Annotated in this window: 18 protein-coding genes; 7 read left to right on the top strand and 11 right to left on the bottom strand. The window is 49.4% G+C overall.

Annotated features, from left to right (window positions below):
• Positions 1-7: 7 nt before the first annotated feature.
• From GS535_RS05615 to GS535_RS05580, 8 genes are all read right to left on the bottom strand, one after another.
• Positions 8-391 (bottom strand): response regulator, encoded by a 384-nt coding sequence (locus tag GS535_RS05615; protein ID WP_018980958.1) that lies wholly within the window; start codon positions 389-391, stop codon positions 8-10.
• Positions 392-396: 5 nt separating this feature from the next.
• Entirely contained in the window at positions 397-684 is a 288-nt protein-coding gene (locus GS535_RS05610; RefSeq protein WP_160791161.1) for an STAS domain-containing protein, read from the bottom strand.
• Complete coding sequence (locus GS535_RS05605; protein WP_160791160.1) at positions 684-2,210, bottom strand: methyl-accepting chemotaxis protein; 1,527 nt, start codon at positions 2,208-2,210, stop codon at positions 684-686. Before GS535_RS05605 ends, GS535_RS05610 begins: the two co-directional genes overlap by 1 nt.
• 257 nt (positions 2,211-2,467) lie before the next feature.
• Entirely contained in the window at positions 2,468-3,220 is a 753-nt protein-coding gene (locus GS535_RS05600; RefSeq protein ID WP_160791159.1) for a MotE family protein, read from the bottom strand.
• A 137-nt stretch (positions 3,221-3,357) separates the two neighbouring features.
• Positions 3,358-3,768, bottom strand: a complete 411-nt coding sequence (flgC, locus tag GS535_RS05595; protein ID WP_160791158.1) for a flagellar basal body rod protein FlgC — start codon at positions 3,766-3,768, stop codon at positions 3,358-3,360.
• A 17-nt stretch (positions 3,769-3,785) separates the two neighbouring features.
• A complete protein-coding gene (locus GS535_RS05590; protein WP_160791157.1) occupies positions 3,786-4,208 on the bottom strand; it encodes a flagellar biosynthesis protein FlgB in 423 nt (140 codons plus the stop codon).
• A gap of 46 nt (positions 4,209-4,254) precedes the next feature.
• The gene (locus GS535_RS05585) at positions 4,255-6,825 is read right to left on the bottom strand and encodes a hypothetical protein (RefSeq protein WP_370518135.1); all 2,571 of its coding nucleotides are present in this window, start codon (positions 6,823-6,825) and stop codon (positions 4,255-4,257) included.
• A gap of 217 nt (positions 6,826-7,042) precedes the next feature.
• Positions 7,043-7,288, bottom strand: coding sequence for a hypothetical protein (locus GS535_RS05580; RefSeq protein ID WP_018980951.1), 246 nt, complete (start codon positions 7,286-7,288; stop codon positions 7,043-7,045).
• 245 nt (positions 7,289-7,533) lie between these two features.
• Between GS535_RS05580 and GS535_RS05575 the strand changes: the two genes are divergently transcribed.
• The 7 genes from GS535_RS05575 to glf all read left to right on the top strand — a co-directional run bounded on the left by GS535_RS05575 (position 7,534) and on the right by glf (position 13,867).
• Positions 7,534-7,902: a flagellar hook-basal body complex protein FliE gene (locus GS535_RS05575; protein ID WP_160791155.1), complete on the top strand. Its 369-nt coding sequence runs from the start codon at positions 7,534-7,536 to the stop codon at positions 7,900-7,902.
• Between the two features lie 12 nt (positions 7,903-7,914).
• Positions 7,915-8,190, top strand: a complete 276-nt coding sequence (locus GS535_RS05570) for a flagellar biosynthetic protein FliQ (protein ID WP_018980949.1) — start codon at positions 7,915-7,917, stop codon at positions 8,188-8,190.
• A gap of 2 nt (positions 8,191-8,192) precedes the next feature.
• A complete protein-coding gene (locus GS535_RS05565) occupies positions 8,193-9,032 on the top strand; it encodes a flagellar biosynthetic protein FliR (RefSeq protein WP_370518123.1) in 840 nt (279 codons plus the stop codon).
• A gap of 19 nt (positions 9,033-9,051) precedes the next feature.
• Positions 9,052-10,140, top strand: a complete 1,089-nt coding sequence (locus tag GS535_RS05560) for a flagellar biosynthesis protein FlhB (RefSeq protein WP_160791154.1) — start codon at positions 9,052-9,054, stop codon at positions 10,138-10,140.
• A gap of 206 nt (positions 10,141-10,346) precedes the next feature.
• A complete protein-coding gene (locus GS535_RS05555) occupies positions 10,347-12,074 on the top strand; it encodes a flagellar hook-basal body complex protein (RefSeq protein WP_160791153.1) in 1,728 nt (575 codons plus the stop codon).
• Positions 12,075-12,209: 135 nt separating this feature from the next.
• Positions 12,210-12,644, top strand: a complete 435-nt coding sequence (locus GS535_RS05550) for a hypothetical protein (RefSeq protein ID WP_160791152.1) — start codon at positions 12,210-12,212, stop codon at positions 12,642-12,644.
• A 62-nt stretch (positions 12,645-12,706) separates the two neighbouring features.
• Positions 12,707-13,867 (top strand): UDP-galactopyranose mutase, encoded by a 1,161-nt coding sequence (glf, locus tag GS535_RS05545; protein ID WP_160791151.1) that lies wholly within the window; start codon positions 12,707-12,709, stop codon positions 13,865-13,867.
• A gap of 66 nt (positions 13,868-13,933) precedes the next feature.
• On the opposite strand, the gene GS535_RS05540 is transcribed toward glf, so the two are convergent.
• The 3 genes from GS535_RS05540 to GS535_RS05530 are packed head-to-tail and all read right to left on the bottom strand — an operon-like array spanning position 13,934 to position 17,020.
• Positions 13,934-14,320: a flagellar biosynthesis regulator FlaF gene (locus GS535_RS05540; RefSeq protein ID WP_160791150.1), complete on the bottom strand. Its 387-nt coding sequence runs from the start codon at positions 14,318-14,320 to the stop codon at positions 13,934-13,936.
• 39 nt (positions 14,321-14,359) lie between these two features.
• Positions 14,360-15,100 carry a flagellar hook assembly protein FlgD gene (locus tag GS535_RS05535; RefSeq protein ID WP_160791149.1) on the bottom strand — a complete coding sequence of 247 codons (741 nt, stop codon included), beginning with the start codon at positions 15,098-15,100 and terminating at the stop codon, positions 14,360-14,362.
• 18 nt (positions 15,101-15,118) lie between these two features.
• Positions 15,119-17,020, bottom strand: a complete 1,902-nt coding sequence (locus GS535_RS05530; RefSeq protein WP_160791148.1) for a hypothetical protein — start codon at positions 17,018-17,020, stop codon at positions 15,119-15,121.
• Positions 17,021-17,064 lie beyond the last annotated feature (44 nt).

The following is a 17,064-nucleotide window of genomic DNA, read 5'->3' as shown; positions in this document are numbered from 1 at the left end:
TTACCCCCTATGCCGTGACCCGGCGAATAGCCCAAACGAGCTTCTCCGCATTAAAGGGTTTTGTGATCCATCCTGTCGCCCCTAAAGAACGCGCCTTAGTCTTTTTCTCCTGATCTGTTTCAGTCGTCAGGCAAATGATTGGAAGATGACGGAAGCGCTCTGTCGCACGGACGGCTTCAATAAACTGGAACCCATCCATACGCGGCATATTAATATCACTAATAATGACATCGGGTGACGGATCGGCTGTTTCCAAAACTTCCAGCCCCTCAATCCCATCACCACCTTGTAAAACATCATAACCAGCATCAACCAGCGCTTTGCGCAGCACACCCAACATCGTTTTGGAATCGTCAACCGTCAGAACACGTACCGTTTTTTTCTCTGACATTAGGGTTAGACCTCCTCTGAATTAGAGCCCTCAACAAGCTGAGAACGCACGCCAAAAAGGGCTAAAGCTTCAGAAGCCTTCTCAGAACATGACGTGATACGCGCATGACTGGATAAAATAAGCTGCAAGCATAACCCGCCAATATACTCCACCTCCGACGCATCAAGCCTAAGCTCTGCCTCGCCGTCACCGGATGCACCAAGCAAGAGGCTCCTCACATCAGGAGCCATATTGGTGTCCAACCGCGCAGGTAGCTTAATCGCCTTAGAGGGTATCTCTGTTTCCTCAGCCATCAGAAGTTATCCCATCCATCTTCATCAGAAGATTTTGTCGGAAGAAAACGACCATCTTGTTGAACAGAATCATGAGAGGAACGAGAAGAGACGTGGTCAAGAAATGTTCCGTTCTTTCGGAAATCACTTTGTGGCTCTGGCGCATAAGAGCGTTGAAGCTGACGTGGCTGCTCGGAGCCAATATTAAAGGTTGAAAGCGTTTGGCGCAGTTTCACCGTTTGTGTCGTCAAGTTATGACTTGCCGCTGTGGATTCTTCTACCATTGCAGCATTTTGCTGGGTCATACCATCCATAACACCAACAGAGTCCGACACCTCACTGAGGCTACGCGCTTGGTCATCCGTTGCTGAGGAGACACGTTCCACACGCTCTGCAAGAGCCTCCGTCCCCACCTCAACATCGTGAAGCAATGCACTGGTTTTCGCCACATAATCCACACCACTTTGGACATGGGTCGTCGCCACTTCCAAAACGCTACGAATCATCTCAGCCGCTTTAGCTGACTGCTCCGCCAAAGACTGAACTTCCTTCGCGACAACAGCAAAACCACGACCAGCTTCCCCAGCACGCGCTGCCTCAACACTTGCATTCAGTGCCAATACATTGGTTTTAAAGGCAATATCGCTCACGGAGCGTGTAATCTGCACAATATCATCCGAGGATGTTTTAATGGAGTTCATGGCTGCCGTTGTCTGCCCCATTCCCTCCGTTGCTGTTTTAACCTTCTCTAACGTATTTTTTGTATCGCCACTGGCCTCTGAGCAATTGACGGCAGTCTCATTAAACCCAGACGTAATAGACTTAATAGAGGCAGCCACCTGACCAAGGCTTGCAGCCTGGCGTTCTGTACGCTTCGCTAAATCATCAGACGCTGTGGAAATTTCACTCGCCCCGTTGGCAATCATATTGGAGCTTTCCGCGACCACAGCAAGCGCAGACCCTAATCCAGCTATTGAGTGATTAAACGCTTCGCGCAATGGCACAAACTCGCCATTAAAGAGCGCACTATTAATGCGGACAGAAAGGTCACCCTGCGCAACTTTCTGAAGTGCACCGTTCAGCTCTTTAATAACAGCTTGCGTATTGGCTTCACGTTCCTCGATAACTTTACTGGACTGTAGAGCATGCTCTGTTGCTTCCGCATGAGCTTTCTCCGCCGCTTTTTGCTCTTCCAAACTGACAGCAAACGACGTCAACACTTTACCAATGCGTCCAACACAATTGGTGCGGTTAAGATAAGGGGTAACATCTGGTGTTTCGCCCTTACTGAGCCCTTCGCCCATAGCCGTAAGCTCTTCCATCGGCCGGGTCATGACCCTTGTCAAACCAACCCATACGAGGAAAATAAGCACTTCCCCAAACATTAATGCCCCCATGTTTAGGATAAACATGTGAACAATAGATTCATGAAGGAAAAAGCCTGCTGCCTCAATAATGATTTGAATGGCTAAATAGACTTCAACCATCAGCATGGCTGCTCTAATTTGCACACGGAAAGGCGCATTTAAATATAACCATTTAAACATCGTAATGCCATAATCCCTTCATCGAATATCGTCCGCAGACCACGCCCGCTGAAACGTCTAGCTGAGCTGATAGATACTAGATACAAGGATAATCAATAAATACCTTGAGTCCAAGGAATATAATGCAAAAAATGCCCTTCAAAACAGCATATGAATCTTTTTAAAATGATATGAAGACAATTCAATAGGTATTATTTATGGAATACTAACTTTCTTTCTTTTACTCCTATTTAAAAACAAGAGCAAAGCAGTCCTATTTAATGAGGTGGCTCTGGCGCTAATTTGCGCATACCTGCCAAATATTGTGATAAAATATTTGCTCTATCAGGAGACATCCCTCCGATAATAGCTGAGACTTTACGTGGGATCATTCGCTGCGCAACAGGCACCATCACACGCATATCTAAGATATCAAAAACAGCCGCCGCATCACGAGGAGGCATCTGCTCATAAACACGTGCGAGACGATCCATTTCAAACTCAGCCGCTTTACGCTTCGACTCTTCATGAGCTGAAAGTTCCGATGCACTATGAGACAATTCTTGAATTTGTTGATCGAGCTCAGAGCGTTCTTTCTCCAGAGCTTTTCTCTGTTGGTCTGCCTGACTTATCTTAGCCTTATCTTGCTCCTGACGTTCTGCCAGATCGGCCGTCAGCTCTTTTTCCGCGGACAAAACACGGGGATCACTCGGTGTCGTGTCTTCTCCGATCACATGGGACATATTATTTTGTTCTGTATCTTGCTGAGCATCGTCTTTCTCAGCATCTTTTTTAGAATTTTCATCGTCAGAAAGCCCCTTAACGGCTTTCCAACCAAGCATCTTATTAATCTCGGCTCTCGTTTCCCGAGACACCTCAACGATATGGGCCTGCCCTCGGCTCACAGCAGGTGTGCTCTGCGCAATCAAAGCAGAGGTAGACGCTACCGTGGAATGATCACTCAGCCGAGCTGCCAACGAGTGCAAATTCAACGCGAGCAAAACCGTCATCAAAACTGATGAAATATTCATGATTTTACTTAAAGAAAGACTCGCGATGCTCACGCTTTAAACTATTCCCCAAATCGGACGCTCAAGAGTCCTTACATAAATGGCACACTCCGCCGAGCGATAGCGTTTTACTCCCCACGACACAAATCGTATGATGATCAACCCTTCATCAAATTGACCGTCCGCGTCAGCATTGAACGCGTAATCTGCATGGTATTAAGGTTTGCCTCATAAGAATGCTGGGCATCATGTGAATCCATAATTTCCATTAACGGATCCACATTGGGCATTTTAACATAGCCCTTCTCATTCGCAGCAGGATGAGAAGGATCATATTTAAGCTGAAAATCAGACTGATCACGCCCAATCTCTCGCACTCTTACCGAGGATGCCCCGCTAGCACGATCAAGCTCATCGCGAAACGTGATCGTTTTACGACGGTAAGGGTCTGCCCCTGGGGAAGAACCGGTTGTCTCCGCGTTCGCCAAGTTCTCAGCCGCGACCCTCAGACGGTCGGACTGCACACGCATTCCCGCAGCCGAGACACCTATCGTATCAGAAAAGTCCATCTCTCTTACTCCTGCCTTTATGACGATGAGCCCGAACCACCACCAAGGGCCATGCTATACATCCCCATATAGCGTCCATAAACAGTCGTCGCGAAACGATGCTGATCATTCGTATCCGCAATTTTAGCAAGCTCGTCCTCAAGCACGACACGATTGCCATCAATAGAGGATACATGCCCCGTATTATGTGCGTATGTTCCACCCCCCGGCCCTGTCATATGCCCCGGGTGCGTGCGCATCAATGTGACTGCTTGAGCAGAATTAAGCACACCTTGGAACGGAGACACATCTTTAGGACTATATTTAGGCGTGTTCGCATTCGCCACATTCCCTGCCAAAACGGTCTCGCGGTTTTGCAACCACTCCATCCGCCTTTCAGCAAGGTTCAGAAGGTCAACACCACCCACAGCATGCGAGGAAAAACCTGTTATATCTGCCATCAATTTTGCTCTACTACGGAAAAGACGACATGGACATGACGCTTTATCATGGCGAAACGAGCAGCTTAAACATCCGCCCCGTATCACCGTCAAAAGACCGATCACCAACTTTATGAACAACCCAGCGCAATGTTTCAGCATCACCAGCACGCGAAGCATCGGACGCCAAACGCAGTGCAAGAAGCTGCTGATCCATACTAAGAGGCCCCTGATCGGGTATCAAGCTTTCTGCCATCTTTCGCACTTCTATGATAGCTGCAGCCCAATTTTCCTGCCCCTCATAGATCTTAGCCTTCATATCTGAAGCTGCAGCGCTATTATCGCCATTTAAGAGATAAAAAGCAACCTCTGGCTTCCCTGAAGACAAAGCAATACGCGCAACGAGACGGTTGCGTTTAGCGACCTCATTCTTTGGTAAGGCCGCATTCCCCGTCTCAGCTAACGCACGCGATGCATCAGGCAGCATTCCGCGCTTTAAATACGAATCTGCTAAGGCCTCTCCAGCCATTGCTTTCTGAGTAGGGTCTTCAAACATAGGCACAGCTGACGAGAAAGCCTGCGATGCTTCGTCATACAACCCAAGAGAATTAAGCATTTTCCCATAAAACACCAGCACATCAGCCTTTTCAGGCCCCGGCGGCAGATCAGGCAGATGCGCGCGCACCATGGCTGCTCCATGCAAAAGTGCCCCCCCTGTCTTAGGTGAAGCTCCCTGCTGACTTTCCTGCGCCACACCTTTTAAAGCTTGATGCAGCATCGGAGCCAGCTCAGGTTCCTCCCGCATGGGCGCTTTTTTGGCTTGATCCATCGCTGTCAACGCATCATTCCAGCGCTTGACCCGCATATACGCGTCCGCCTGCAAAATGCGTACCCACCCATCACGACCAGACAAACGCGCGTCTGGTAGAAGAGACGAAAATTGGCGCGCTGCTTCCATAGAGCTCAAACGCCCTTCTCTTAACTGAAGAGCAATTCTCTCTTCCATTGCTTTTTCAGCAATCGTCGCGTCACGATCACTTTCCAGCCCCTTTAAGAGTTCCTCACCGATTTTCGATCGCCCACTACGAATATCACGGAAAGCACGCGCAAGACGGTACGGCGCCCCCTTCGGCATTGCGTCGAGAGCACGCATATCTTCCTGCGTGCCATAGCGCGCAATATGCTCCGTCGCGAGCGGTAGCACGACATCTCGCAATGTCTCTGGGTAGTTCAGAAGTCGTGGAAAGTCCGTGGCTAAATAATGCGCTGCCTCTTGATCGTGTCCACCTTTAGCCGCGTAATAAAGGCCTTTCCAAACCTGGATTGCCCGCTGCTGGCTTTCAGGCCACTCATCATCAAGAAGCTGTGCCCCTTGCGGATTCCCGTTAAGCAACTCTGTCGCCCCTAGGAAAAAACGCACATCAGGACGGAATGCCTCCTCAGGGTCATCCTCCAGAGCAACATTTGCAATTGAACGCGCCTCTGGGAAGGAGCCAATATTAAACGCCGCCTTCGCCGCCTCCAGTCGTTTTGCAAAACGATCTTTAGGCTCAGCATCTGCCGCATCAATCAATGCTTTGCGATAGCGTGCGTTCGCTTGCTGATACGAAAGATGCTTCAGCCCCAGCCATGTCAAATCGACATCACTGGCGTAAACGGCTTGATCCAAATCAGGCGGCTTCCCACCGCTGATGGTCATTAAGTCCCCCACCGGTGTGCGCTTCAGTTCAACCTTTGGTGGGGCGTGATCTGCAATAACAACCCCTTCAAGAGACGGCCACACATCGTAACCATCCCCTTTCCGCAGCGACAGAATACCGCCATTATCAAAAGCTGCCGTCCCCACAACGAGGCTTTCCCCTGATGTCGGATCTTTTAAAGACAACACACGCCCCGGGCGCTTCATGGGGAATAAAAGCCCAGCCGGCGTTTCTTGCGGAGTAATGACCTGACGCGTGTCATATCCACCACCGGGCGGCGGTACGTCTCCTAACACCCAGCCGTTACTTTGCTGCGACAAAAACAACCGACGCGTATCAGGCAACGGCACGGTGATCATCGTCGTTTTAGGTAATGTTTGGACGCTCAGATTGGAAAAAATACCATCGCCACGCAGCGATGATGTATCAAGCGGCTCTTCACCATCAATAATCAGAACGAAATTCCGACCACTTTGATACGCTGCAATTCCCATCTCTGTCGGAATTGGTATCAAAACACGATTAACTGAAGCAGGATAAGAAGGCACTTTCCGAGCGGTGCTTGAATGCTCTAAAGCATCACCCGGCTTTACCCCATTTTGTACTTCTTCTTTCGTAAAAACAGGCGATAACGCTGCTTTTGAATGGCCATCTTTAACACCAGCAGCGCTCTTAGATGCCGGATGATCGTCAGCTTTCTTTTGGGAAGTCCCTGCGCCAATTACATGCGCCCGCCACCCTGCCGGAACGCCCTTCAGTAATACGTCTCCACCATCAGAAGAGGCCTGACCCTCCTGTCCTCCTGAGGACGTTGGCCCATCCTGAGAGTGAGGAGCAGAGGCCGTAGCCGCGCGATGATGGTGCCCTTTATGACTGTGCACATGGTGATGATGTGAAGCCGCAGCGTAGCTATCTCCACCCCATACAAGCCCAACCACACAGGACAAAAGAAGAACCCTTTTAAAAGAAAGGGTATCTCCATACCTGCTCCACCCGCGCGCGTGGCCCATAGGGCCTGTCAAAACCTCGTGACGAGTGAGCAGCATTAAACGGTTTTCTCCAAGTCTGGTTCGGCAGCAAAGCACGTCCGTCCTTTTACAGGAGGTACCTCCTATGAGCTCAGGCACCCCCTACAAAAAACATCGCGCAAACGGATCAGGCCAGAAGGTTAAGAATCGAGTTCGATGAAGCCCCTTTATCATCACTCTTCGCAGAAGGAGAGATCTGCCCCGTTGCATCAAAAGGTGATGTTGATTTCGCGTTCCCACCGCCTGTTGCCGAAAGCTTAAGGGAATCAGCCATACGCTCTGGCTGGACAGCCTCACGCACAGAGCGGGCTTGATGCGACGTGGCTGAGCGCATCACAGATGCGAGCTGAGAAGCAGCAGAAGCTTCTGACATGACAATCCTCTTTGCTAATGAGAGCCGAACACCGGACGTTCGATCCCTTTCGAGATACCCTATCGCTACATGTACTCCAAGAGTTTTTTAGTAATAATATGGGAATCTGCCCTTATTTGTCCTTTTTACTATGGAAAACAACGCTAACATAGGATAGGTCTTTACTGGAGATTATGCCCTTAGGGCTTGTCACGCTAGCTTCTCTAATACATCACACATGACATACCTTGAGAGGATTTTGGGCCATGTCGATCAGCGGAACATCTCTCGCTTCTGCTCAAAATATCGATGCCAGCACGGCTTATAGCAACGCGCAAAAACTGACCCAATCGACATCATCCAATGCTCTGGGATCGGATCAAGATAACACCACAAATGGCGCGACTAACAATGCCGTCACGAGCTTTAGCGCTGTACTGAACAACGCTCTTCAGGGCGCTGTTGACACAGGGAAAGCAGCTGAAGTCCAAACAGCTAAGGCACTTTCTGGCAAAGGCAATATGTCTGACGTCGCAGCCTCTGTTGAAGAAGCAAAACTGACTCTACAAACCGTTACAACATTACGAGATCGTTTTGTCAGTGCATACCAAGAAGTTATGAGAATGTCCGTTTAGGATATATTCTTCATGAACGGCACAGTCGATGTTCAAGAAATCCTTCGCCAAACTCTGATGGTCGCCGTCAAGTTGGGAGCTCCCTCCCTCTTAGCGTCGCTTTTGGCTGGGCTTATTGTGTCGCTCTTCCAAGCCATGACCCAAGTCAGCGAAGCGACTTTGTCGTTCGTTCCAAAGTTCGTCGCGACAATGGCCGTTTTAGTGCTTACGGCGTCTTTTATGTATTCCACCATTCATGCCTATACCCAAATGATCTTTGACCAAATTATTCGGGTTGGGGGCTCCTGAAGGTGAATGGACTGGCTGGCTTCTTTGGCTCTCCCAATATCGGGGCCCCCAATGGGTCAATCGCCATTCTCGCAGGCACCTTTGTCATTATTTTATGCCGTGTCAGCGCAGTTATCATTACCGCTCCCGCTCTTGGGGAAACCACCATCCCCACACGGATCCGAGCAGGGATCGCCTTAGCCGTTACCATTGCCCTTCTTCCCGTCATTCAAGACCGCCTTACCGCCGTTTCCGGTGAAGCACTCCGTATGCCGGCTATGGCGTTGCTTATCGTGGGGGAGGAGCTTCTCTGTGGTTTCTTTATCGGCACGTTAGCGCGCCTCATCGCTCTATCACTTACTATTTCCGCCCAAATTATCTCCGTCTTCACCGGGATGACCAGCATCATTCAGCCTGACCCGCAATTAGGCGCGTCCAGCACAGCAATTAGCCATATGGCGAACTCTCTCATTCCGGTCATATTGATGACTACCGGGCTCTACGCCCTCCCCTTACACGCCATATCGGGCTCTTACAGCCTTTTCCCTGCTGGGCATATCACGAGCCTTCTTATGGGTGATATGACCGTCAGCATCGCACGCACGGCGTCTGAAACTATGCAAATTTCCATGCAGCTCGCCGCACCTTTTATTCTCATCGGGGCCTTATGGCCTGCAATGTTAGGGGTGCTTAACCGCCTTATGCCGTCTATTCAGGTGTATTCTACGGTTATCCCCGCCCAAATTATCGGTGGCATCCTTCTACTAGCTATGCTTATTCAGGTCATTAGCGGGACATGGACCGAACGTATTCAGGGGATTTTGTCCAATCTCCCAGGCATCGGCTTTCCCCCTCACCCATAAGGCACAATAGTAGGAGCATATGGCTGAAGAAGGCGGTGGCGGTGGTGGCGAAAAGTCACAAGACCCGACAGAAAAAAGGCTCGAAAAAGCACGCGAAGAAGGAAATGTCGCTCAATCTAAGGAACTTCTTCTGCTAGTTTCCTTGGGAACATTTGTTCTGGTATTTTCGATCACGATCGTCAAATCTGCCTCTGTCTTTCTGACGACGATGAAAGGCATTTTCACCAATATTGGTCTTTTATCAAGCGACCCGGCTATCCTCTACACCGTTATGCAACAAGCCGCGAGAGGCGGTCTTCAGCTTGCACTTCCTATTATGATTACAGGGGCTTGTGCTGTTCTTGCCTGCGGGGTGCTACAAACGCGCTTTCTTTTCCGTCCGCAAGCACTCAAACCCGACCCTAGCCGCCTCTCTCCTATGAAAGGGATCAAACGCGTTTTTGGGCTCAACAACCTGATCGAAATGCTCAAAACACTCGCAAAATTCGCTGTTTTTGGGCTTATTTTATACATCGTCGCCTGTGAAACGCTCCGTATCGCCCCTCAAAGCGAACGTTGGGCTCCCCCTCACCTTATGTCAGAGCTCAAGAATTGGTTTCTCTACGCAACACTTCTCGTTATTATTGTTCAATGTGTTATTACTGTAATGGACGAACTATGGTCGCGTTACCATCGTTTTTCTAAACTAAAAATGAGCTTCCAAGACATCAAGGATGAAACGAAGCAAACAGATGGTGATCCACAAGTCAAAGCGAAACTTCGACAGATTCGTACCAGTCGCTCCAGACGACGCATGATGAGCTCTGTTAAAGAATCCACCGTTGTTGTGACCAACCCAACCCATTATGCCGTAGCGATTTATTACGACCAAAATGCAGGTTCAGCTCCAAAAATTGTAGCCAAAGGCGTCGATGAACTCGCCTTCCGCATTCGCGATACGGCCCGTGGTGCAAAAGTCCCCGTTGTGTCGAACCCACCTCTCGCCCGCGCTCTTCACACACTGCCCTTAGATACTGAGATCCCTGAAGAATTTTGGAAGCCAGTCGCTGCTATTATTGCTTATGTTGTTAAACTTAAGACACCCGGTGCACGTGTTGGAGGGCCTTAGAAAGGACGTGTTTATCCATTGCACTGTTGGTTAAAAAACTCTATCTTAGAGAAACGTGTGAGAGTGGCTCGCCGGCAGAGAAAAGCATCAACTACACGGTATCCCCTCTCAATTATTCCGTTGCACCCGTTTTCTTGCTCGCGTAACATAACTAAAACAGCGTGAGATTGACGCGGCACGCCTCAACAGCAGGGACTCTTAATCATATGGCTGGTGTTTTTAATGCACTCACCACGGCTGTCAGTGGCATTAACGCCCAAGCAGACGCCTTTACAAACCTGAGTAACAATATCGCAAACAGCCAAACTGTTGGTTATAAAGCGAGCACAACAGCTTTTGCCGATTATGTTTCTGGCAACATGCGATTGAATTCTGCTTCTCAGGCGCAGTCAAATACCGTCCAAGCCGTTACCGTACAGCATGTTGACAACTCCGGAACAGCTACAAAAAGCACGAATAGCTTGGCGATGCACGTCTCTGGTGCCGGAATGTTCACGGTTTCCAAACCATCTGGGGTAAGCTCATCAGCATCAAACACGACCACTTTCCAAGCACAGCAATATTACACACGAAACGGCGATTTTTATCAGGATAAGAAGGGTTATCTCGTTAATACGTCCGGTTATTACCTCAACGGGTACATGGTGGACAGCACGGGGGCTCTGAGCAACCAACTTTCACAAGTTAATGTGGCCAACATTGGCTTTAAGCCGACAACAACAACGACATTAAAGATGAATGCGGAGATCGGGAAACTTCCCGCACAAAGCACGAACTATACTCCACAAAGCTATACCTCTCCAACAACGACGACATATGATTCCTCGTCCAATCCTCACAAGATTGCGACACAATGGCAGGAGAGCTCAACAAACCCACTCGTTTGGGACATGTCCGTTTATGATGCTGATGGAACAGGCACAATCGCACCAAACGACTATCAAGTCACATTTGATAACTCTGGGAACCTCGCGTCTGTCGTTGATAAATCTACAAATCAACAAGTAGGCTCGAGCACACCGGGCTCCACAGTCAGCATCCCGATTAGCGCGAAATATGGCCAGAATGATTCACAACACATGAATTTTCTTCTGGGTACGATCGGTGGGAAGACAGGGACGACTATGGTGGCTCCTAATGCTATACCGTCCACCACAAGCCAAGCTGCCCCTCTCACCGCATCTGGCACCACATTGACTATGGGCAAAACACTCCTCGGCACGGCCACGGGTAGTAATCAGAGCTACATGACAACCCCGATGGAGGTGAACGGCACGCAGGTCGCTGCGAAATGGACACAAAGCTCAGCGTCACCACCAACATGGACGGTGCAGGCTGTAAATCCTTATGATTCATCCTCTTCATCTTCCGTTCAGGGGGCTACTCATACAGTCGTCTTTAATCCTGATGGCACGATGAAAACAGTCGATGGCGGTGATCCTTCAGCCGCAAAAACAGCCATTACTGCCTCCATCAAAGGTCAAAATTATACGTTAGATATGAGTGGTGGGTCGTTAACGACGAGCCCAACTCTCAATGCCGATACGAGTGCTTTGACAAATGATAGTGTGGTAAGCGGAACTTATACTGGGCCAAGCATTCAAAGCGATGGCTCTATCATGGCGCAATTTGATAACGGTTACTCGCAACTTATCGGTAAGGTTTCTCTGACGAACTTTAACAACTTCAACGGACTACGTGCTGTTGATGGTCAGGCCTATCTCGCAACGTCTGAATCTGGAACACCACAAACAGGTGTCGTTGGTACTAATGGTACCGGGTCACTTGCTGTTGGCTATACCGAGTCATCCACGACAGATCTGACCGGTGATTTGTCTGCACTCATCGTGGCTCAAGAAGCCTATACGGCTAATACAAAAACCGTCACAACAGCAGATCAAATGCTGCAATCAACTATCGCGATGAAGCAGTAATACTTTCGTTAATGTGAGGTCTTCCATTTGAGGAACACCTCACATGACATGAAAAGGGAGATATTTCCTTACCTGTTGGTATAATTATATAAATATCTTCTCTTTCTAACGACCGACCGAGCGAGGTAAATGTTTATGGTGTCTGCTCTTTTGTCTCCATATCGTTTGGTTCGCTTGGTCTCGCTTGCTAGCTTCTGCCTTCTTCCTTCAGTTGGGCAAGCCCAAGTATCCTTCCATGGAACGCGGCCTTATTTCCCTCCGCCTCCACCCAATAGAGGGCCCATCGGGCCACCACCGCCTCCCCCTCCTCCGGCAGCGCCAGGCCCTCAAGGGCCTTATTATGGTATGCCATACGGGCCTAATCCATATGGGGAAGCCCCGAACCCGGGTTATGCACCACCTCCACCACAACCACCTCCACCGCCGCCACAACCATATTATTACGGCGATTCCTATTATAATAATGGCTATTATGGTGGAGGCGTTCCTTACGTATCCTCTCCGGGCGCGGCTTATCCATCAGCGCCTCCCAGCCGCTCCTGTGTTGATAATGTTTGCACAGGGCAGTAAGTTTCCTCCTTTAAAGAGGAGAATAGCCTTCTCTCCATTTATGATTGAAGCTTTGGGGCGTTATGAAATTTTGTATTGTCGGCGCGGGTTTTAGTGGAGCCGTCATTGCTCGGCATCTTGCACAGCAAGGCCATACCGTCACCCTTGCTGAAGAACGCTCCCATATTGGTGGGAATTGCCATACATCGCGCGACCCCGATACACATGTGATGCTTCATCACTATGGGCCTCATATTTTTCACACAGCCCATCAACATGTATGGGAATATGTGCAGAAATTCGCTACTTTTCAGCCTTATATTAACCGCGTCAAAGCCATTTCTGGTGGGCGTGTATATTCTCTGCCCATCAACCTCTTCACGATTAATCAGTTCTTTGGGAAAACATTAAGACCTGATGAAGCCCAAGAATTTCTTAAAGAAAAATCTGATTCATCCATCAAAAACCCTCAAAACTTTGAGGAACAAGCTCTTTCCATGATTGGCCCGGAACTCTACCAAGCCTTTTTCCGCGGCTATACACTCAAACAATGGGGCGTAGACCCAACGTCGTTGCCTGCCTCTATTCTCAAGCGCTTACCTGTTCGTTTTAACTATGATGATAATTACTTCAATCATCCCTACCAGGGAATTCCTGAAGAGGGATATACGACCCTTATTGAGAATATTCTTGATCATCCGAATATTCATCTCCACCTCAATACAGCATTTGAGGCTCTCACGGCTGCAGAATCTTATGATCATATCTTTTATACCGGCCCGATTGATCGGTATTTCAAGTATTGTCATGGCCGCCTTGGCTACCGCACATTAGATTTTGAGCGTTTCGATGCAGATGGAGATTACCAGGGAACGGCCGTCATGAATTACTGTGATGAAGACGTGCCCTATACGCGTATTTCAGAGCATAAGCATTTCGCCCCATGGGAAGCAGCTCACCTCAAGAAAACGACATGCTTCCGCGAATATAGTCGCCTAGCTACCCCAGAAGACGCGCCTTACTATCCTATCCGCCTGACAACAGAAATGTCACGCCTGGAACGCTATCTGAACCAAGCAGAAACAACAGAAGGTGTATCTTTTCTCGGACGGCTAGGAACCTATCGTTATCTTGATATGGATCGCACCATCGCAGAAGCGCTGTCAGCGTGCACCGTAATTGACCAAAAACTGGCACACTCTTCTCCGATCCCGTCCTTTTTTACAGATCCTCACAGCGCATAAAAAAAGCCCGCTCCTTCAAAAAAGGAAGCGGACTTTTATCAAGCGATCACACAGTACAACAACCGGTTAGGGAGTTCCGGCTCCCTCGTCGGTTATCGTCTGCGTCAATCCATCTAAAACATTCTGCGCAATCTCAATCAAAGGGCCAATCGGCCGTTCAGGATAAAGAAGCGCTTTAATCCCGTATTTCTGAGCTGCATCTGCCATCCGTAAAAATAGAAGCCGATCCTCATTGTCCACAACAGACAAATCGACAGCATTTGCTTTTTGAATAAGCGACCAAAGACGCTGATTCTTGGAAATAGCTTCGTTGCGTACCAAGATATCATCCGTATGTTCTGCCAATTTTAATTCCGTAATGAGCTTACGGAAGCACATAGCATCGGCCTCTCGGTCGGACAAAGCCGCACTCACCGTATTCCGGTACGCCCTCATCCCATCATTCTGATACATCGTCTATGATCCCTCCTTCACAACGCTCTATACGCCTTCTTACGAAGAAATAGACTGTACATTCGACATTGGGACAACAGCCCCGCCCATCTGAACGCTCACGCCGGAATCACCCTTGGTGATCCCGGTGATCTTGCCATTAACAGAAAACGGCACATCCGTCGTCGTTCCATTGCCATCAACCGTTTTGACAGAAACACTATAAGGCCCATCAGAAAGTTGAGTGCCGTTATTACTCTTCCCGTCCCAGCTCCATGTATTATTCCCACCAGAGCTCTCCAACACATCACTCTTGACCACTTGCCCCGCAGCATTCGCGACTGAAATTCCGACAATTTGGCCGGGTGATGTATTCCCAACAGACAGAGATGCAGAACCAGATTGTAGCGGCAGTGTCGAAGTCTGGGCTGAGGCCATCTGCCCTACCATGGAACGATTCTGAGTAAGCTGAGAGCTTTCATTCAGAGAAATCAACGCACTCAGATTCTTATTCGTTTGCACCTGCTGTTCTACGGCAGAAAACTGAGCAAGCTGCGAAGCGAGCTGATCATTCTTCATCGGACTTGTCGGGTCTTGGTGCTGTAACTGCGTCGTCAACAGTTTGAGAAAATTATTCTCATTCCCTGCCATAGAGGCAAAAGCCCCCGATGCCTGACTAGACGCACCGGAAGCCGACGTCGAGCTACTCTTGCTTGTTGAAAGTGTTGAAGCCCCTGAGCTTGCGGCATAATCCGTCGCTTGCTTCAGCGAACTTATAGCTGATGAAACGGACACTGGCATGGATACTTCCTCTTCAGGTCAGACCGAAATATTCAAACTACCGCTCGACGCAGCAGGTAACGTTCTACGATGAGACACGATGTTTTCAGCCCCCGAAACAGGCCCAACATCCTCATCTCTGGATGATAAAACAGAACGAACACCGTCATAATTCTGGCGTTGCTCTTCTTGTGAAGCTCCTCCCCCTTGGCCAAACTGGCCACCAAAGGAAGGATCCTGTCCCAAATGATCTTGAGCTTGATCACCGTTCATACCACCTAATTCAGCTGGGAGCACCTCAATTTTCACAGAAGTTGAGTGAATTCCCGCAGCATTAAGCTGCTCAAGAAGGTCGTGATGGCTTTTGGTCAACGCTTTCGTCGTCGCGTCATCCGCTCCTTGAAGCGCGACCTCCGCCACACCATCTGGCAAGCGCGTCACCTGTACCCGGACAGATGCTGCATCTGCTGTTTTTACCGTCATCTCAAGCTTAGACGACGAATGAGACACCTGCTTCTGTGCTAAAGCAGCGATTGATGAATGCGTATCAGTTCCCGTATCTCCTTCGTCAGTACGGGTTGCTAAACCCGCCGTATCAGCCTTTTTGGCCGTCACGTCCCCGCTATGATGAACATCTCCTGCATTTATCATCGTTTGGAAGGTTGTCGATATTCCTGAAGAGGAGGCCTCATCCGCCTTAGCCTGTCCGTCATGCTCAAGCTCACCAGATGCTAAAAGAGAGTCCTGATTATTGCCCTCTCCATGCCCTCCATCATCAGACAAAGCCCCCTGAGATGGCGCATTTTGTAACGCATTAACAGGATTTGAGCGTGCTGTATCAATCGTTGCAAGCCCTAGTCCTTCCTGATCACCGTTCTCCCCAGCCTCATTCTCACTGCTCTGGCGCGTTGTGCCCGACGATTTGGCAAGATTTTGTTCCACCGTAGCAGAAGCTTGAGTAGATGGCGTTGTGTAGAGCGCTTCTGACTTCACATTAAGATATGACGCCCCATCCACACTCACTTCTTGATGATGTGCTGCATCCGAACGTTCTGACGAAGCAGAAGAGGGCCCCCGTGTCACCGAAATATCAGAGATCTGCACATTCTCAGGCAGAGCAACAGAAGAAGTATTACCAGCTTGCATCACAGGAGGCGACGGCGTCACTGTAGGCAGAGCATCATGAGGTGATTGTGCCTGCGCAGCTTCTGAAACTGACTGAGAACCTACCGTCATCGTCGCGGCAGAAACCGAAGACGCCCCCGTGCCTTTTTGCTCTTCTGGCGACGATGCTATTTTCACCATAGATGCAAGGGCTTTATCTCCCTCCACAGATTGCTGAGGTGCTTTTTTCATCGCATCGGGAAGCTCCACCTTGCCGCCCGCCTGCAGTGACGTCTCTGCCGACAACCCGGCCTCTCCATCTTGAGACGAATGTGCTTGCAGCATCTGCACCATCTCAGGCTGATTGAGCATAGAGGATAAAAGCACCCATGCTTGGTCACTCTGCACACCGTCGCTGTCTCCAGCTTTTCTAGCCGTAGCGTCTTTGTCCGATGTGGAAGAGGCTTTTTCTTCTTTCGTGGACGTATTTTGTGTCTCTGTTGTATCCTTATCCTGTGCTTCTTGCTGAGTAGCAGAAGCGTCCTTCACGCTTGCAGACATGTCATCTGACTGATCTGCGTCTTGAGCTTGATCCTGCTGCGAGTCTTGCGACGAAGAGGCAACTTTAGGTTTTGGGAACGTCTCGCGCTGCTGCGACGCATTAACACAGTCAGCCCCCTCTCGAGCTTGGCGCTTATACTCATCTAAGAGCGCCGAAAAGGTCGATGCCGTCGATGGGGTCACAGTCGCAGAGGAGAGATCTTGTCCACCTCGTCCCTCAGCCACAGGCGTCCCCTCACGACGATCGACCACCTTAAGAAGGGAGATCGAGATCATTGCACCAAGTCTTTCTTGGCATAACCATCATACTGACGTTCCAT

The organism is Saccharibacter sp. EH611 (assembly GCF_009834765.1).
Lineage (GTDB): Bacteria > Pseudomonadota > Alphaproteobacteria > Acetobacterales > Acetobacteraceae > Saccharibacter.
The sequence above is the reverse complement of the archived record's forward strand: the minus strand, read 5'-3'. Positions and strand labels throughout refer to the sequence as shown.